Origin of the sequence: Variovorax davisae, from assembly GCF_030316845.1 — a bacterium.
Lineage (GTDB): Bacteria > Pseudomonadota > Gammaproteobacteria > Burkholderiales > Burkholderiaceae_C > Variovorax > Variovorax davisae.
Genome location: NZ_JASZYS010000006.1, coordinates 351,114 through 368,267, shown reverse-complemented (window position 1 = coordinate 368,267; position 17,154 = coordinate 351,114). Strand labels below are relative to the sequence as shown.

General features: G+C 70.0%; 17 protein-coding genes. 7 read left to right on the top strand and 10 right to left on the bottom strand.

Features of this window, described 5'->3' with window-relative positions:
* Nucleotides 1–6 precede the first annotated feature (6 nt).
* From QTI33_RS16655 to QTI33_RS16635, 5 genes are all read right to left on the bottom strand, one after another.
* Nucleotides 7–1,371 carry an amidohydrolase family protein gene (locus QTI33_RS16655; RefSeq protein WP_286507218.1) on the bottom strand — a complete coding sequence of 455 codons (1,365 nt, stop codon included), beginning with the start codon at nt 1,369–1,371 and terminating at the stop codon, nt 7–9.
* A 3-nt stretch (nt 1,372–1,374) separates the two neighbouring features.
* Nucleotides 1,375–2,337: a Bug family tripartite tricarboxylate transporter substrate binding protein gene (locus tag QTI33_RS16650; RefSeq protein WP_286507216.1), complete on the bottom strand. Its 963-nt coding sequence runs from the start codon at nt 2,335–2,337 to the stop codon at nt 1,375–1,377.
* Nucleotides 2,334–3,479 carry an amidohydrolase family protein gene (locus QTI33_RS16645; protein ID WP_286507215.1) on the bottom strand — a complete coding sequence of 382 codons (1,146 nt, stop codon included), beginning with the start codon at nt 3,477–3,479 and terminating at the stop codon, nt 2,334–2,336. The genes QTI33_RS16650 and QTI33_RS16645 overlap by 4 nt, the downstream gene beginning before the upstream one ends.
* A gap of 13 nt (nt 3,480–3,492) precedes the next feature.
* Nucleotides 3,493–4,110 (bottom strand): nuclear transport factor 2 family protein, encoded by a 618-nt coding sequence (locus QTI33_RS16640; RefSeq protein ID WP_286507213.1) that lies wholly within the window; start codon nt 4,108–4,110, stop codon nt 3,493–3,495.
* A 102-nt stretch (nt 4,111–4,212) separates the two neighbouring features.
* Nucleotides 4,213–5,547 (bottom strand): aminotransferase-like domain-containing protein, encoded by a 1,335-nt coding sequence (locus QTI33_RS16635; RefSeq protein WP_286507212.1) that lies wholly within the window; start codon nt 5,545–5,547, stop codon nt 4,213–4,215.
* 63 nt (nt 5,548–5,610) lie between these two features.
* On the opposite strand from QTI33_RS16635, the gene QTI33_RS16630 reads away from it, so the two are divergent.
* Nucleotides 5,611–6,213: a DJ-1/PfpI family protein gene (locus tag QTI33_RS16630; RefSeq protein ID WP_286507211.1), complete on the top strand. Its 603-nt coding sequence runs from the start codon at nt 5,611–5,613 to the stop codon at nt 6,211–6,213.
* A gap of 2 nt (nt 6,214–6,215) precedes the next feature.
* On the opposite strand, the gene QTI33_RS16625 is transcribed toward QTI33_RS16630, so the two are convergent.
* Nucleotides 6,216–7,427, bottom strand: coding sequence for a serine hydrolase domain-containing protein (locus QTI33_RS16625; protein WP_286507210.1), 1,212 nt, complete (start codon nt 7,425–7,427; stop codon nt 6,216–6,218).
* A gap of 248 nt (nt 7,428–7,675) precedes the next feature.
* On the opposite strand from QTI33_RS16625, the gene QTI33_RS16620 reads away from it, so the two are divergent.
* The 4 genes from QTI33_RS16620 to phaZ are packed head-to-tail and all read left to right on the top strand — an operon-like array spanning nt 7,676 to nt 11,872.
* On the top strand, nt 7,676–8,902 hold the full coding sequence (locus QTI33_RS16620; protein ID WP_286507209.1) for a porin: 1,227 nt from the start codon (nt 7,676–7,678) through the stop codon (nt 8,900–8,902).
* 23 nt (nt 8,903–8,925) lie between these two features.
* Nucleotides 8,926–9,396, top strand: coding sequence for a MaoC family dehydratase (locus tag QTI33_RS16615; RefSeq protein WP_286507207.1), 471 nt, complete (start codon nt 8,926–8,928; stop codon nt 9,394–9,396).
* Nucleotides 9,393–11,054 (top strand): alpha/beta fold hydrolase, encoded by a 1,662-nt coding sequence (locus QTI33_RS16610; protein ID WP_286507206.1) that lies wholly within the window; start codon nt 9,393–9,395, stop codon nt 11,052–11,054. The genes QTI33_RS16615 and QTI33_RS16610 overlap by 4 nt, the downstream gene beginning before the upstream one ends.
* Nucleotides 11,051–11,872, top strand: a complete 822-nt coding sequence (gene phaZ / locus QTI33_RS16605) for a poly(3-hydroxyalkanoate) depolymerase (protein WP_286507205.1) — start codon at nt 11,051–11,053, stop codon at nt 11,870–11,872. Before QTI33_RS16610 ends, phaZ begins: the two co-directional genes overlap by 4 nt.
* On the opposite strand, the gene QTI33_RS16600 is transcribed toward phaZ, so the two are convergent.
* Entirely contained in the window at nt 11,869–12,099 is a 231-nt protein-coding gene (locus tag QTI33_RS16600) for a hypothetical protein (protein ID WP_286507204.1), read from the bottom strand. The genes phaZ and QTI33_RS16600 overlap by 4 nt on opposite strands.
* A gap of 77 nt (nt 12,100–12,176) precedes the next feature.
* The gene (locus QTI33_RS16595) at nt 12,177–13,046 is read right to left on the bottom strand and encodes an amino acid ABC transporter substrate-binding protein (protein ID WP_286507203.1); all 870 of its coding nucleotides are present in this window, start codon (nt 13,044–13,046) and stop codon (nt 12,177–12,179) included.
* Between the two features lie 272 nt (nt 13,047–13,318).
* Between QTI33_RS16595 and QTI33_RS16590 the strand changes: the two genes are divergently transcribed.
* Nucleotides 13,319–13,960 (top strand): VIT1/CCC1 transporter family protein, encoded by a 642-nt coding sequence (locus QTI33_RS16590; RefSeq protein WP_286507202.1) that lies wholly within the window; start codon nt 13,319–13,321, stop codon nt 13,958–13,960.
* 40 nt (nt 13,961–14,000) lie between these two features.
* Here QTI33_RS16590 and QTI33_RS16585 read toward each other — a convergent pair whose 3' ends face one another.
* Nucleotides 14,001–15,176 (bottom strand): DcaP family trimeric outer membrane transporter, encoded by a 1,176-nt coding sequence (locus QTI33_RS16585; protein ID WP_286507201.1) that lies wholly within the window; start codon nt 15,174–15,176, stop codon nt 14,001–14,003.
* A gap of 193 nt (nt 15,177–15,369) precedes the next feature.
* Between QTI33_RS16585 and QTI33_RS16580 the strand changes: the two genes are divergently transcribed.
* Nucleotides 15,370–16,023 (top strand): DsbA family oxidoreductase, encoded by a 654-nt coding sequence (locus tag QTI33_RS16580; RefSeq protein WP_286507200.1) that lies wholly within the window; start codon nt 15,370–15,372, stop codon nt 16,021–16,023.
* 15 nt (nt 16,024–16,038) lie between these two features.
* Here the strand turns inward: QTI33_RS16580 and QTI33_RS16575 are convergent, their stop codons facing one another.
* A complete protein-coding gene (locus tag QTI33_RS16575) occupies nt 16,039–17,037 on the bottom strand; it encodes a Bug family tripartite tricarboxylate transporter substrate binding protein (RefSeq protein ID WP_286507199.1) in 999 nt (332 codons plus the stop codon).
* Nucleotides 17,038–17,154: the final 117 nt, after the last annotated feature.

Sequence of the window (17,154 nt, the reverse complement as noted above, 5' to 3'; positions counted from 1 at the left end):
CTTTGACTACGGTCGGTCCGCCCCCGGGGCTTCGGCGCGGCACGCCAGATCGCGCACCGACGCCATCGCGTCGCGCACCACCTGCCCGGCGTCCACCTGCGTGAGTTCGCCTTGGCGCACCAGCACCCGCCCGTCGACGATCACCGTGTCGACGTTGCGCGGCTGCGCCGAATACACCAGCGCGAACGCCGGATCGATCACCGGGCCCATGTTCAGATCGTCGGCACGCACCAGCAGGATGTCTGCGCGCTTGCCCGGCACCAGCGAGCCGACCCGGTCCGCGATGCCCAGGTCGCGGGCGCCATCCAGGGTCGCCAGCTCGAGCAGGCGGCGCGCCGTCAGGGGCACGCGGCTGCCGAAGCGCTGCTTGTGGGACCACAGCAGCGCGCGCATGCAGCCGAAGAAATCCGCATTCGCCGACGCAGCCGAGCTGTCGACCGACAGGCTCTGCAGCACGCCGGCTTCCTGCAGTTCCTGGAACTGGATCTCGCCGCGTGTCGCCTGGGCGTAGAGCATCTCGATGACCGGCGAGCAGGTCATGGTGGTGCGCTGGGCGGCCAGGCGCTGGCACTCCTCGAGACTCAGGCCCTGCGGATGCACCAGCTGCAGGTCGGGCCCGAGCAGCCCGTGCCGGTCGAGCACCGACACGATGCCCGGCCGTGCATGCATGGTGATCGGCAGTCCGAGCCCACGAATGGCAGCGCACTCCTCGCTCACCACCTCGATCGGGACGGCGCCGCGGGGGTTCGAGATCGGGGTGCGGACCGCCGCGCCGAGCGTCAGCAAGCCATCGGCCGGCATGGCCTCGCGCTGCACCCTGGCCAGGTCCTGCAGATCCATGGTCCGGTCGAGCGGCAGGTCCTGCCCCCAGCCGTAGGCGAAGCGACCGCGCACGCCCATCTCGCGCATCGCCCGCAGCTCGGCGTCGGCATGCTCGGGGCTGCGCGTGTTGTGCGACCAGTTGTGGACCGTGGTGATGCCGGACAGCAGCCCCTCGGCCAGGCCCAGCCGCACCGAGCGGTACGAATCCTCGGGCGTGAACAGCGGCCCGAGCCGCAGCGTCACCGGGAAGTAGCCGTGGTCGGGGTCGTCGCCGCGGACCCAGGCGCGCAGGGCGCTGTTCCAGAGATGCCAGTGGGTGTCGACGAAGCCGGGCATGACGATCATGCCGCGCCCGTCGATCGTCCGGGCGCCCGGCGCGGCCAGGTCGTTGCCGACCGCGACGATCGCGCCGTCCCGCACATGCACGTCGGCGCCGGGCAGATCGCCCAGTTCGGCATCCATCGTGAGCACGTGGCCGCCGCGGATCACGAACTCTTCGGGCAAGGCTGCGCCCTGCGCCGTCGCCGGCGCTGTCGAAAGGGTGGTCATGGGCTATTCCGCCTTGGCGCCGGAGATCCGGATCAGCTGCGACTTCTGCCGCATGTCCGACTGGATGAAGGCGGTAAAAGCCTCCGGCGCGGAGAACACCGGGTCGAAGCCGCGCGACAGCACATGGCGCTCGCGGAACACGGGGTCGGCGCCCACCTCCGCCACGTCCTTGAAGATCTGCCGCACCACGGCGCTCGAAGTTCCGCCGGGCGCGAACAGGCCGAACCACGACTCGCCCGGATCGACGCTCGACAGCCCGGCTTCGGCGAGCGTCGGCACATTCGGAAGGGCCGGCAGGCGCTCCTTGCGCGCAATGGCGAGCGGCTTGAGCTTGCCGGCCTGGATGTGGACCTGCGCGGCCGACACCCCGGCGAGGGTCAGCTGGACCTCGCCGGCGAGCACGGCCGCGACGGCCGGGGAAATGCCCTTGTAGGGCACCTGGACCATCTGCACGCCGCTGCGCGCCTTGAGTCCTTCGAACATCAGGTGCGGCAGGCTGCCGGAGCCGTAGGTCGCATAGCTCAGCGCATCCGGCTTGGCCTTGGCCAGCGCGACCAGTTCGCCCATCGTCGACGCATTGACGGACGGGTGGGCGACGACCATCTGCGGCAGGCTGATCAGCTGCGTGATCGGCAGCAGGTCGCGGTTCGGGTCGTAGGGCAGCTTGTCGAACAGGAAGGGGTTGCTGGTGATCGTCGACTCGCTGGTCAGGAGCAGCGTGTGGCCGTCCGGCGGCGCCTTGGCCACCGCGACCGCACCGATGATGGTCGAGGCGCCGGTCTTGTTCTCGACGATCACCGGCTGGCCCCACTTGGACTGCAGCCGTTCGGCCAGGACCCGGGCGATGACGTCGACGCCGCCGCCGGGCGCGTAGGGCACCACGATCTTCACGGCGTGGCTGGGGAAGGCTTGCGACACGCCGGCCAGCAGGCTGAGCGAGGTCGCGAGGACGCGAAGGAGCTTCATGTTGTCTTGGGGTCTGCTTGAAGAGTCGGCTGGCGCAGCTCGGGCATCAGCTTGAATGCGTTGTCGCGGTAGATCGCCTGCAGCTGCTGGGCGCTCAGCCCCGAAGCCTGCAGCCCGGCCGCAATGCGCGCCGGCTCGACCCATGGATAGTCCGAGCCGAACACGATCTGGGAGGGCGGCACGATCAGCTTGAGGATGCCCATGTGGATCGCGTCTGCGGCCGCAGCGGTGTCGTAGAAGAAGCGCCGGAAGTGATGCAGCCTGGAATCGGCCGGCGCCTCGCGCGCCAGCGACTCGGCGGTTTCGCCGACCAGGAAGCGCTGCGCCCAGATGCTGCCGCCGCCGTGCGACCAGATGTAGCGCACGTCGGGCGTCGCCTTCGCGGTCCCGCTCTGGATCAGGCTGACCATCGCACGGGCCAGGTCCGAGCCCAGTTCGACGAAGGTGGGCAGCACACCCGGCTGGAAGTCCCAGGAGCAGCAATTGTGCGCCGTCGCGTGGATGTAGACCACGGCCTTGCGGCGGTTCAACTCGGCCCATACCGGCGCGAAGGCCTTGTCGCCCAGCCATTGGTCGTCGTAGCTCGACAGCAGGCCGACGCCGTCGGCCTTGAGCGTGTCGAACGCATACTCGATCTCGCGCAGGCTGGCGTCGACATCGGGCAGCGGCAGCACGGCGAAGTGGCCGAAGCGGCCCTTGTAGTCGGACTTCTGGCGGGTGGCGAATTCGTTCAGCTCGCGGGCGGCGCCCCGCGTTTCCTCGACATTGCCGAACCACACGCCGGGCTGCGTCACCGACAGGAAGGCCTTCTCGACGTTGCCCTTGTCCATCGCCTCGATGTCCTTGGCGATCGTGTGGCTCTTGAACTGCTCGAAGCCTAGCACCGGCTTCGCGGCGTTCTTCGATTCGACCAGCCTGACCCAGGCCGGCGAGAAGAAGTGGTGATGGAAATCGATCCTGCCGCTGCCGGCGGCCGGCGCCTGCGCCAGGGCGGCGGTGGAGGGAAGCAGGGCGGCCGCGCCGAGGGCACCCATCGACTTGAGAAAGCCGCGCCGCGGGTTGCAGGCGAGATGCCCGCAGAGTGCGCGCCAGCCCCCTGACCCCAGCAGGCTGCGGGGCGTGCCGTTCGAACAATTGATCATCGCGGTGGGTGGGCTACTTGTCGTTGCGGAACAGCTTGTACGAAGGATCGGCGAGCCCGGTGCGGGCGCCCATCTCGTACTGGGCCTTGACCTCGGCCGCCGGCACCGGCTTGACCCGGCGGTAGTCCATCACGGTCTGGCGGCCATCGAGCGCCCACTTGCCGCCACGGCGCGACCAGGTGTCCAGGTAGCGCGAGTGCATCCAGCGCTCTTCGTAGTCGTCGCCCTTGTCCTGCTTCACCAGCAGCGTCGCGGTGCCGGTGGATTCGCTGACCGCCTTGTCGCCGTGGACCTCGATCAGGATGTTGGTGATGCGGTGGTTGTTGCCCAGCATCGCGGCATGGGCCTTCATCATCCAGTCGGTGTAGGCCAGCCAGTTGGGGAACACCGTCTTGCCGAACTCGACCTTGGCATCGGGGTGTCCCAGCGACAGCAGCAGCTCGCGGTCGAGCCGGTCGAGCGCGCGGGGGTACTTGTAGAGCAGCTCGGTGATCGCCTGCTTGCTCAACAGCTGGTCGAGTTCGGCCGATGGGGTCTGCGCGTTCGCGCGGCCCGCCAGCGTCAGGCCGGTCGCCACGGCCAAGGTGGCCGTCGCGCTGACGAGATTGCGTCGGGAAATGGTTCGCCACATGGGAAAGCTCCTGGAAGTCGGTAGAGGGATTGCAACCGTCCACAAACTATTCGTCAAACGATATAAATCAATGGATTAACGAGCAAATCTCATGGTTGACGCTCAGCCGGCGTGCTCGCCGACGATCCGCCGCACGGTCCTCAGGGCGCTCTCCAGGCTGTCGAGCGCGACCGAGCCGAGCGCCAGCCGCAGGGCGTGCGGCACAGGGCGCGAGGTCGCGAAGGGCTCGGCCGTCGACACCGAGACGCCTTCGCGCATCAGGGCCGCCGCGACCCGGTCGGCGCGGGCCTCTTCGGGCAGCGGCAGCCAGGCGAAGTACGACGCCGGATGGCGCACGCAGCGCAGGCCGGCGAGCGCGGCGCCGACCAGCGCCTGCCGCGCCGCGGCGTCCTGCCGCTTCTCGGATTCGAGCCGGCCGACCGTGCCGTCCTCCAGCCAGCCGCAGGCGATCGTGGTCGTCACGCCCGGCGCGCACCAGGTGGTGGCCCGGATCGCCCGCTCGATCTTCTGCACCCAGGCCTCTGGGGCGACGACGAAGCCCACGCGCAACCCGGTCGCCACACTCTTCGACAGGCCGGACACGTAGACCGTGTGCGCCGGCGCCAGCATGGCCATCGGCGGCGGCGGGTCGTCGGCCAGGAAGGCATAGGCCGCATCCTCGATGACGAGCAGCCCGTGCTGGCGGGCGATCGCGGCCAGGCGGCGACGCCGGGTCGCGCTCATCACCCAGCCCAGCGGGTTGTGCAGCGTCGGCATCGTGTAGACGGCCCGGACCCGGCGCCGCGCGCACAGCCGCGCCAGCGCATCCAGGTCGGGCCCCTGCCCGGCCGCCGGAATGGGCACCAGCTCCAGCCGCTGGGCCTCGGCCAGGACCTTGAATCCCGGATAGGTCAGGGCATCGACCGCGACCACGTCGCCCGGCTGCAGCAGCGCCATCGCCGTCACCGCCAGGCCGTGCTGCGCGCCGTCGACGATCAGCACGCTGGAGGGCTCGGCCGCCAGCCCGCGCGACGCCAGGTGCCGGGCCACGCAGGCGCGTTCGTGCATGCGCCCGCCATGGGGCGCATAGCGCAGCATCGCTTCCAGATCGCCGCCGGCGGCGATCTGCCGCAGGGCAGCACGCAGCAGCTCGGCCTGTCCGGGCAGCGACGGGTAGTTGAAGTTCAGGTCGACCAGGCCCGCTGCCACGGCCTGCTGGTCGACGCCCTGGCCATAGGGCAGCGCAGCCTCGCGAACGAAAGTGCCGCGGCCGACCTCGCCGCTGACCAGGCCCATGGCCTCGAGCTCGGCGTACACGCGCGTCGCCGTAACCAGGGCCAGCCCGTGGCGCCCGGCCAGCCGGCGATGGGTGGGCAGGCGCGTGCCCGGCGCAAGGCGCCCGCTGCGGATCTCGGCCGCGAGTTCATCGACCAGCTGCTTGTATCGGGCTTCGGCCATCGCTCGGTGTATTCATGACAATTTTTTGATTGTATTGATCGCTGCACCTACGATGGCGGCACCATGCACATCGCCATCCTCACCTTCGACGGCTTCAACGAACTGGATTCGCTGATTGCCCTGGGCGTCTTGAACCGGATCAAGAAGCCCGATTGGCGCGTGACGCTGTGCTGCCCGACGGCAGAAGTCACGTCCATGAACGGCGTCACCGTGCGCGCCCAGTCCTCGCTGGAAGATGCGCGGGCCGCGGATGCCGTCGTCGTCGGCAGCGGGATACGGACCCGGGAGGTGGTCGACGACCTCGCGCTGATGGGCCGCCTGGCGCTCGACCCCGGCCGGCAGTTGATCGCGGCCCAGTGTTCCGGCACCCTGATCCTGGCCCGGCTCGGCCTGCTCGGCAGCGTGCCGGCATGCACCGACCTGACGACCAAGCCCTGGGTGCAGGCGGCCGGCGTCGAGGTCCTGAACCAGCCCTTCCACGCCCAAGGCAACGTCGCCACCGCGGGTGGCTGCCTGGCCTCGCCCTACCTGGCGGCCTGGCTCATCGCCCGCACCGAGGGGGCCGAGGCCGCCAGGGCGGCGCTGCACTACGTGGCGCCCGTGGGCGAGAAGGAAGCGTATGTCGCCAACGCCTTCGGGCAGATCGCGAAGTACCTGCCGACATAGGCTCAGCCTCCGGGCTTCCTCGCCGCCTCGTCGTCAATCGCCTTGCGCACCGCCTGATAGAAGTCCTCGCGCGCCTTGCTGTCGGCACGGTCGTTGGCGCCGCCCGCCCAGTCGCCGTTGGAGGCGATCACCAGCCGGCGCTTCGGGTCGATGAAGATGCCCTGGCCGAAGATGCCGCGCGCCGCGAAGCTGCCGTCGTCGTAGGTCCACCACTGGAAGCCGTAGCCGCGGCCAGGCTGCCCGATGTCGGCCTGGCGCGTGGTGGCGTCGGCCAGCCAGCCGTCGGCCACCACGGGCTGTCCGCCGGCCCGCGCGCCGTCGAGCACGAACTGCCCGAAGCGGGCGAAGTCGCGCGTGGCCGCCTGGATGCAGCAGCCGCTGATCTCCTGGCCGGTGCGGCTCAGGATCCAGGTCGCCTGCTGTTCCATGCCGGCCGGCACCCAGATCTTCTCCGACAGGTAGCTGGCCAGCGGCTTGCCCGTGGCCCGCGCGACCAGCACGCCCACCAGGTTGGTCTCGCCGGTGCTGTAGTTCCAGCGCGTGCCGGGCGGCACGGCCCGCGGCAGCTTGCGCAGGTAGCTCACCAGCGCATCGACGCCTTCCTCGGGCTGGTGGTTGTTGAAGCGCGCCACGTCAGAGTTCGGATCGGCGTAGTCCTCGTTCCAGCGCACCCCCGAAGTCATGGTCAGCAGCTGGCGGATGCTGACCACGTCATAGGCCGAGCCCTTCATCTCCTGGATGTAGTCGCTGACCTTGTCGTCGAGGCTGCGGATCTTGCCGTCGCGCACGGCGGCGCCGAGCAGCGTGGAGGTGATGGACTTGGCGACCGAGAAGCTGGTCCAGCGCCCGTCGCGGTCGAAGCCCAGGCCGTAGCGCTCCAGCCGCAGCTTGCCGTCGTGGAGAATCAGGAGCGCCGCACTCCTTTGCTGCGCCATGTAGGCGTCGACGTCCAGCGGCAGGGGCAGCGGCGGGCCCGGCGGCAAGGGTGAGGGCTTGCCACCGGCGGCGACGACGCGGGCCTTGGCCAGCACCGGCAGCCGGTCGAGGGCCCGGAAGGCGGCGTCGCGCTGCGGCTGGCTCCAGAACAGCAGGTCGCGGTTGGTCGGCAGCGTGGCGATCAGCCCGCGCGTTTCCTTGTCCAGGCTGAACCAGCCCGCGGTGGCGGCAATGGCGGCGACTGCGAGTGCGCCGAGAAGGATCCTGCCGAGCTTCATGCTGCAACCTCCATGGGTGAAGTGACGACCTGCAGCGCATTGGACAGCAATCCGGCGGCATCGGCCCGACGCAGCGCCCTCGGGCCTTCCCCGCCCTGCCCCCCCTCCGCCAAGGAGGGGCATCCGGACCACCCCCCCTTTCAGAATTCGGCCTGTTCCGCAAGCGCACCCGGCGGACGAGGCAGGCCCCTCGCCAGCGCTCATTCACTTCGCCCCCTCCACTCTTCTCCAAAGAACGCAGAGACCCCATGAAGAAAACCCTGATCGCCTTGACCGTCCTCGCCGCCGGCGGCGCTTCCGCTCAGTCCTCCATCACGACGTTCGGCGTCATCGACGCCACGGTCAGCGGCTATTCGAACAAGGCCGAGACACCGCTCGGCGTCGGCGTCACGACCCGCAGCACGGGGCAGAACAGCTCGGGCTACGCCGGCAGCCGCCTGGGGTTCCGCGGCACGGAGGATCTCGGGGGCGGTGCGGCGGCCAGCTTCTGGCTCGAGGCCGGCTTGCTCAACGACACCGGCAACGGCGTCACGCCCAGCGGCGGCCTGGCCTACAACCGCCGCTCGACCGTGAGCCTGTCGGGCGTGCTGGGCGAGGTCCGCCTCGGCCGCGACTACACCCCCACGTTCTGGAACGACGCCGTGATGGATCCGTTCACCTCCAACGGCGTCGGCCTCAACCTGATCGCCACCGCGAGCGGCTTCAACTCGCCGGGCCAGGCGGCCAACGGCTTCCAGGGCAATCCCAACTACGTCCGGGCCTCGAATTCGGTGGGCTACTTCCTGCCGCCGAACCTGGGCGGCTTCTACGGCCAGGTCATGTATGCCTTCAACGAGTCGACCAAGTACGACCCGGGCACGCTGACCCCGAACGTGCCCAACAGCCAGCGTGCCGGGCGCTACATCGGCGGTCGCTTCGGCTACGCCAAGGGTCCGCTGGACGTCGCCCTGGCGGCCGCCCGCAGCACCATCGGAGACCAGTTCCTGCAGGGCACCACGAGCTATCTCGACATCTGGAACCTTGGCGCCACCTACGACTTCGGCGTCGTCAAGCTGTTCGGCGAGTACTCGCACAACAAGACGAAGACCGACTTCTCCGGCATCCCGCCGCTGCCCAACGCCTTCGGCTTCACCAGCCCCGGTGCCAACGGCGCCCTGGTCGGCGCCACCGTGCCGGTCGGCCCCGGCCTGATCCGGGCCGTCTACACCCAGGTCAAGTACAACAACGTCAGCGCCCTGAGCCAGGTCATCCCCGGCCTGGCGTCGGATCCGAAGGCCGAGAAGTTCGCCCTCGGCTACGTGCACAACCTGTCGGCGCGCACGGCCCTGTACACGACCGTGGCACGCGTCAACAACACGAACGGCGCCGACCTCACGGTGGGCGGCCCGGCCTTCTACAACAAGGCGATCAACGGCGTCGTGCCGACCGCCAAGTCCTCCACCGGCTACGACGTCGGCATCCGCCACATCTTCTGAGAGCGGCCGCCAGCGGGCTCACCATGAACATCCCCAAGGACTACACCCTGGCCGCGCTGAAGGCGCATGTCGGCCATGACTTCGGTCACTCGGCCCCCACGCTGCTCGACCAGCGGCGCATCGACAGCTTCGCCGGCTGCACCGGCGACAGCCAGTGGATCCACGTCGACGTCGATCGCGCCCGCACGCAGGGGCCGTTCGGCCACACCATCGCCCACGGCCTGCTGCTGCTGTCGCTGATTCCGGCGGCGCACTTCGAGCTGAACGTCTATCCCGCCGATGCGAGCGGCGTGCTCAACTATGGCTTCGACCGCGTGCGCTTCCTCGCGCCGGTGCCGAGCGGCAGCTATGTCCGCCTGCAGGTGGAACTGGCCGAGGTCTCCGAGAAGCAGCCCGGCCAGTGGCTGGTCCGCTGCCGCAACACGGCGCATGCCCGCGGCGAGGCCTGGGGTCCGGTGATGGTGGCCGAATCCCTGGCCCTGGTGATGGCATGAGCGCGCACATCCGCGGCGACCTGCCGCGCGACGGCACGCGGCTCGCCAATTCGCTGGCCGCGCTCGCCACCGCCGCCGGCACCCGGCCGGTCGAGGCCCTGCAGAGCCTGCGGCGGTCCGGCGCGGCGCTGCTGGACGCGGCACTCGGCCGCTCGACCCTCGCGCCTGCCGCCGGCGACCGCCGCTTCGACGATCCGGCCTGGCAGGGCAACCCGCTCTATCGCGGCCTGATGCACGGCCACCTGGCACTGGTGCGGGAAGCCCATCGGCTGGCCGGCGAACTCGAACTGTCGCCACGCGACGAGGCCCGCACCCGCATGGCGCTGGGCATGGTCGCCGACACCCTGGCGCCGACCAACACGCTGCTGGGCAACCCGGCGGCGCTGCGCCGCACGCTCGATACCGGCGGGCGCAACCTGCTCGACGGCGCGCGCAACCTGGTCACCGACTGGCGCGACAACGGCGGCCTGCCTGCGATGGTCGATGGCACCGCCTTCGGCGTCGGCGAGAACCTCGCGGTCACACCCGGCTCGGTCGTGTATCGCCATGCGATGCTGGAGCTGGTCCAGTACCGGGCGCAGACGCAGAAGGTGCACGGCACGCCGCTGTTCATCGTGCCGCCGCAAATCAACAAGTACTACATCTGGGACCTCGCGCCCGGCCGCAGCCTGATCGAGCACCTGGTGCAGCAGGGCTTCCAGGTCTTCGTGGTGAGCTGGTTCGATCCCGCCGCGGCCCAGGCGGGCTGGGGGCTGGAAGACTACGTGCTGGCACTCGAAGAGGCCATGCAAGCCGTGCGCAGCATCTCGCGCGCGCCGCAGATGCACGTGCTGGGCGCCTGCTCCGGCGGCATCACCGCATCGGCCCTGCTCTCGTACCTGGCGGCCAAGGGCAGCGACTGGGCGCGCAGCCTCACGCTGCTGGTGTCGCTGCTCGACGTGCAAGGCATTGCCGACAGTTCCATGGGCCTGTTCGCGCACCTCGAGACGCTGGAACTCGCGCGCAGCGCCAGCGGCGGCAGCGGGGTGCTGCAGGGCAAGGACCTGGCCAAGGTCTTCGCCTGGCTGCGGCCCAACGAGCTGATCTGGAACTACTGGGTCAACAACTACCTGATGGGCGAAAAGCCGCCGACCTTCGACGTCCTCTACTGGAACTCCGACACCACGCGCCTGCCGGCGCGGCTGCACGCCGACTTCATCGCGCTGCTGGAGACCAACGCCCTGGCGCACGACGGCGGGCTCTCGATCGACGGCTTGCCGCTGTCGCTCGCCGACGTCGCCTGCGACAGCTACATCGTCGCCGGCCGCACCGACCACATCACGCCCTGGGAGGGCTGCTACCAGACCCGCCGCATGCTCGGCGGGCGCAGCGAGTTCGTCCTGACCTCGAGCGGTCATGTGCAGTCCATCGTCACGCCGCCAGGCGGCAAGAAGGCGTCCTTCCTGACCAATGCCGGTGCGCACGACACGCCCGAGCGCTTCGAGGCGGGCAGCCAGGCGAACGAAGGAAGCTGGTGGCCGCACCTCGCGGCCTGGCTGGCGCAGCGCTCCGACGCGCCCAAGCGCGCGCCGCAGCGCGAAGGCGGGCGCAGCCATCCGCCCTTGTGCGCGGCACCGGGAAGCTACGTGCTCGGGCCCGGCGGGCCGGCGGCCGAATGAAGGCCGGGGCCCCGCCTCTGGAGACCTTCACGGTCCGCCTCGGAAGCCAGCGCCTGCGCGTCGCCATCGGCGGCGCGCCGGACGCCGAACGCACCCTGCTGCTGTTCAACGGCATCGGCGCCAGCGTCGAGACGATGGCGCCTTTCATGGCCCGCTTCGCGCGCACGCGGGTCGTCACCTTCGATGCGCCGGGCGTCGGCGAATCGCCCGCGCCCTGGCTGCCCTACCGTCCGCGCGACGTCGCGCGGCTCGGCGCCGACCTGCTCACCCACCTGGGCGTGCAGCGCGCCCATGTGTTCGGCGTCTCGTGGGGCGGCGCCGTGGCGCAGGAGTTCGCGATCCACCATCCGCGCCGCTGCAGCACGCTGACGCTGGCCGCCACCTGCGCGGGCATCGTCATGGTGCCGGGCCGGCTCAACGTGCTGCTGAAGATGCTGAGCCCGCGGCGCTACGTCGATCCGGCCTACCTGATGCGCATCGGCGGCGACCTCTACGGCGGCGAACTGCGCTTCGAAAGCGAGCTGCTGCAGCTGCATGCCCAATCCATGCGCAGCCCGAGCTGGCACGGCTACTTCTACCAGTTGCTCGCCACCGCGGGCTGGACCAGCTGGCCATGGCTCAAGCGGGTGCAGGCGCCGGCGCTCGTGATGATGGGCAGCGACGATCCGATCGTGCCGCCGGTCAACGGCCGCATCATCGCGGCCGGGCTGCCCCGGGCGACGCTGGAGACGGTCGACTGCGGGCATCTCTTCGTGCTGACCCGCGCCGCGCAGACTGCGCGGCGCGTCGAGCGCTTCATGGACCAGCACGCGGCCTAGATCAATCCGCGCAACCGGCGCTGGGCGCGGTCGAGTCCGACGACCAGGCGATTCTCGATGCCTTCGGCCTCCGTGATCCGCTCGTCGAACCACACCGCGTCCGGGTTGGCCACCTCGGACATCTTCTGCATCATGGCGACGATCAGGGCGTTGTGGTCCCTGATGAGCCCGTCCCAGAGATCGACATCCGCCTGGGCGCCTTGTATTTCCACGTAGCTGGCCGTCATGGTTGTCTCCTGCGCTCGTGTGCCGCATAGCGTAGCACTGCGGCGCCCCGGGAGCGAGCGGCGTGGAAACGGCCCGGCTACTCTTCCAGCGCGTTCAGGATGTAGGCGGCCTCCAGCAGCGGCGAGGGTCGCGCGCCGGCCGGGAAGGACTGCTTGAACAGCTCGACGATCGCGCCGCTGCGGTAGGTCTCGGCCAAGCCGCGGTTCACCGCCAGCCGCAGGTCGGGGTCGCGCCGCATCATCAGCGCATAAGGCTCGATGGACAGGTAGTCGTCGCTGAGCTTGAGCGCCACCGTGGAAGGCTGCCCGAGCGCTTCGCCCAGCAGGATCAGGCGATCGGTGGCATAGGCGTCGACGCGGGCGGTGCGCACCGCCGCGATGCCCTCGGTGTGGGTCTGCATCGGCACCAGCACGGGCACGATGCCGCGCGCCGCCAGGCTCTTGAGCACCGCATCGGTGGTGGTGCCGGGGATGACGCCCACGCGCTTGCCATTGAGGTCGGCGGCGCGCGCCATGGGCGACGATGCCTGCGTCACGAAGGAGGCACCCTCGACCCAGATCGTGTTGCTGAAATCCACCTGCTGCTCGCGGCCCAGCGTGCGCGTGGTGCTGCCGCATTCGATGTCCACGCTGCCGTCGTTGACCGCCTGCATCCGGGTGGCGGCGGTCACGGGAACCCATTGCACCTGGAGCTTGGGCAGCTTGAGCTGGGCCTGGATGGACGCCGCGACCCGCTGGCACAGGGCCACCGAATAGCCGGCCGGCTTGCCGTCGGAACCCTTGAAGGAGAAGGGCTGCGCATCCTCCCTGTAGCCGAGTTTGAGGGTCTGTGTCTGCACGACCCGCGGCAGCGGGCCCCCGGGCGCCGCGCCGGGCGGGTTGGCGCAGGCGCCGAGCAGGAACGAGACGAGCACGAGCGCACACGGCGCCAGCCACCGAGCTTTCATGGATTCCTCCTGCCCCACATGACCGGGAGCGGGTGCATTGTGCTTGGCGGCGTCAGCGGCGTCCATGCCCGCCCGACGGAACGGCAAAGGCGCCGTCGTCACAGGCGGCGGCACAGGCCGGCCAGTCCCATCACCGCGATCACACCTTCGCGCTCGGCGAGTTGCGGGCGCACCGCATCCCCGACGGGCGAGCGGCGCGTTCGATGCGTCCGGGACCGCGGCGGCGAACGTACACTGGGTCGACGCGTGATGCCCGACCGCATGGAGACAACATGAGCCACCGTGTGCTGGACCCGATCGATCGCAACTCGGAGATCCTGTTCGGGCTCTTCATGGTCCTGACCTTCACCGGCACATTGAGCGTGGCTTCGGCGGGGCCGAAGGAAGTGCGCGCCATGCTGCTCGCGGCCCTCGGCTGCAACATCGCCTGGGGCCTCGTCGATGGCGTGATGTTCATGCTGCGCAGCATCGTCGGCCGCGCCCGCCAGGCGATGCTCTGGCGCCAGGTGGTTTCCAGCCAGAAACCCGACGAGGCGCACGGGCTGATCGCCCAGGAGCTGGGCCCGCTGTCGGACGCGCTCGGGCGACCGGAGTTCGAACGCACGCGCCAATGGATGCTGTCCCAGCCCGCGCACGTCGCCCCGGCCCGCGTGCTGAAGCGGCGGGACGTGGTCGGCGGCCTGGGCGTCTTCCTGCTGGTCTTCCTCTCGACCTTTCCGCCGACGCTGCCCTTCGTCTTCTTCTCCGACCTGCGCACCGCGATGCGCGCATCCGCCGCGATCGCCATCGTGATGCTGTTCCTTTGCGGCTACGAATGGGGCCGCTACGCCGGCACCCCGCCCTGGCGGGCCGCACTGCTGATGGTGGTGCTGGGCGTGACCATCGAGCTGATCGTCATCGCGCTGGGCGGTTGAAGCGCGCGGCGCCGGACGATGGCGCCGCGGCATTCCTCCGTCAGAAGACGAGCTTGGTCGAGAACTGAAGCCGGGAATCGGGTTGCGCCGCCCCATCCTTGTTCTCGCGCCGGCCCCAGATGAACTCGAGCCCCGCCGTGATGTTCCTGACCGGGTAGTACAGGACGTTGGCGGAGGCGTAGCTGCCCTTCTGGAAGGCATTGCCCAACTGGCCGAAGGTGTTGCTCTGGCGGTGTTCGCTGTAGCCGATGGCGCTGGACCACTTCTCGCTCCATGCATGGTTGTAGTAGAGCAGCCAGGCGGTCGAAGGCACGGTCTCGGCCCGCAGGTTGCGCCCGGGTGCGAGGTCGACGCCGCCGTCGTTCGCATAGCTCGCGATCGCGTGCCCGTAGGCGACCTGCCCGGTGATCGAGTCCTTGCCGAGCAGCCTGTAGGCCCCGGACAGGTTCAGGCCGTAGCCGGTCTTGTGGCCCGACGCAAGGCCCTGCGGCGTGGCGGCGGACTGGAAGCCCACCTGCCGCACCATGCCGGCCACGCGCAGGTGCCCCCAGTCGCGCTCGAGGCGAAACGACCCGATCGCATCGGGCAGCCGGTTCCAAGGCTGGACGCCGAAGCCGAAACCCGGGTCGACTTCGGACAGCTTGCCGGTGTCGAGCACCGAGTTCGGCGCCTCCAGCGACAGGGCGAGCTTCATGCCGTCGCGGTCGAGCGCGGTGTAGCGCAGCTGGGGATTGCGCAGGAACATCATCCCGCTCGGGCCCCAGTAGTCGATGGTGTTCGGGAACACGTCGATGTCCATGAAGTTGGAGTCGTACTGGCCGACGCCGAAGCCGCCGAGCTCGGCCCACACGTTGAGCCAGTGGACATGGGTTCCGCCATCGGTGCCGAACAGGTCGAAGCTCAGGTCGGTCTTGATCGCCCCCATGGGGGTCGGGATGTTGGCCCTGAAGCCCAGGCTCGACTGGCGCACGCTGAAAGTGCCGACGCCTTCCTTGCCGCAGCCCGGGTCCCCGGGGCAGTCGACCGGGATCTGCGACGGCCGCAAGGTCGCACGCCACTGGGGGTTCATCCGCTTGGCGTCATGGATCGCGTCGAGCATCACCTGGCCATGGAACCCGACCGGGTCCTCGGGTTCGTCGGCCGACGGATCCGCACAGGCGCCCTGACCCGCCTGAAGGGTTCCCACGACCGCCAGAGTCAGCAGCGACTTCTTCATGGCACCTCCTCGGATGGGCCGGGGGCGATGATAGGGCCTGGGCCCTGGCCCGCCACGGCCCCGCGGCCGAGCTTCCCCCTCCTTCGCGGAGGGGGCCGCGGGGACCTCCGGACGATAGATTGGCGGCACGGCCCCGACGGGCCTTCCCCCCGCCGCGCCACCCGGGTGCGGCCACCTTCCACAGGAGCACAGCATGCATCCGCCCGAGCCCGCGCTGACGGTCGAGGTCTACTTCGATTTCGTCTGCCCCTGGTGCCTGATCGGCAAGCGCCAGCTCGACGCCGCCGCCACCCGCCTCGCCGCGCTGCGGCCCGATGTGCCGCTGCAGTTGGTTTGGCATTCGTACCCCCTGCTGCCCGACACGCCGGCGGCCGGCCTGCCCTACCAGGCCTTCTACGTGGCCCGGCTGGGCAGTCCCGAGGCCGTCGCCCGGCGGCGCGCGCAGGTGCTGCAGGCCGGCCAGGCGGCCGGGGTCGATTTCGCCTTCGACCGGATCGCCGTGCTGCCGAACACGGCCGCGGCGCACGCCCGGGTGGCGCAGGCGGCCGCGGCCGGCACCGAGGCCCAGCAGCGCCAGCTGATCGACCGCATCTTCATGGCCTACTTCAACGGCGGCCAGGACATCGGCGACGCGTCGGTGCTGGCGCAGCTGGCGCGCGAATGCGGCCTGCCGGCCGAGGCCCCTCCCGCTGGCGGCGAACGCAGCCACGCCCGCCACCCGCAGGCCAAGGTGCGCCACCTGGTCAGCGGGGTGCCCTTCTTCGTATTCGACGGCTCGCTGGCGCTGGCCGGCGCCGTGTCGGCCGATGCGCTGCTGGACGCCATGCTGCGCGCGCTGCGCGACTAGGGCGTCCTTGCCCACTCACTCGGGCTTGAAGTCGATCGACTTGAGCACCTCGCCCACGCGCCGGTAGTCGGCCGCCAGCGAGCCCGTGAGTTCCTCCGGCGTGCGGGTGCCGCCGGCCTCCAGCCCGGTGTCGAGCAGGCGCGCGCGCAGCGCCGGCTGGGCGAGCGCCTTCTGCGTCGCCTCGCGCACGCTGGCCTGCACCGCGGCGGGCACGTCGGGCTTGAGCCAGAGGCCCATCCACGAGACGGTCTCCAGTTGCGGATAGCCCAGCTCGGCGAAGGTCGGCACCTCGGGCAGCAAGGGCGAGCGCTTGGGGGTGCTCACCGCGAAGGCCTTGATCTTGCCGGCCTTGATCAACGGCAGCGAGGTCGCCATGCCGTCGAACATCAGCGGCACGTGGCCGCCCATCACGTCGGCGAGCGCCGGCGTGGAGCCCTTGTAGCCGACGTGCGTCATGTCGACGCCGGCCGCCTTGTTGAGCTGCAGCCCCGCCACGTGCGACACCGTGCCGGCGCTGTACGAGGCATAGCTCACCTTGCCGGGGTTGGCCTTGATCCAGGCCATCAGCTCGCGGAAGTTCTTCGCCGGCACCGTGGGCGCGCCGACCATCACCAGGCCGCCGTGGCCGAGCTCGGCCACCGGCTTGATCTCCTTGGCCATGTCCACCCGCAGCTTGATGATGTGCGGGATCTCGCTCACGAGCGAATTGACGCCCACCAGCAGGGTGTGGCCGTCGTGCGGCGCGTTCGAGAGCTCGTTGACCGCCAGCACGCCGCCCGCACCGGGCTTGGGGTCGACCACGAAGGGCTGCCCGGTGTCCTTCGACATCTGGTCGGCCACCAGGCGCGCGATGATGTCGGCGGTGCCGCCGGCCGGGCCGGCCACGATCACGCGCACCATCTTCTCGGGCCATTTCGCCGCCGGCTGGGCCTGGGCCATCGCGAGGCTCGAGACGCCGAGGCAGGACAGGCACGCGGCCTGGACCAAGCGGCGCCGCCATTGATTCGGATTCATGTTCGGTTTCCTCAGTCAGTTGTTCATCTCAGTGCTCCACCGCACCAGGTGTGGCCCGCGCCCCATGAAACCGGCGCAGCCAAAGGCCAGGGATACCGCGGAACCGGCTTTGCCGGG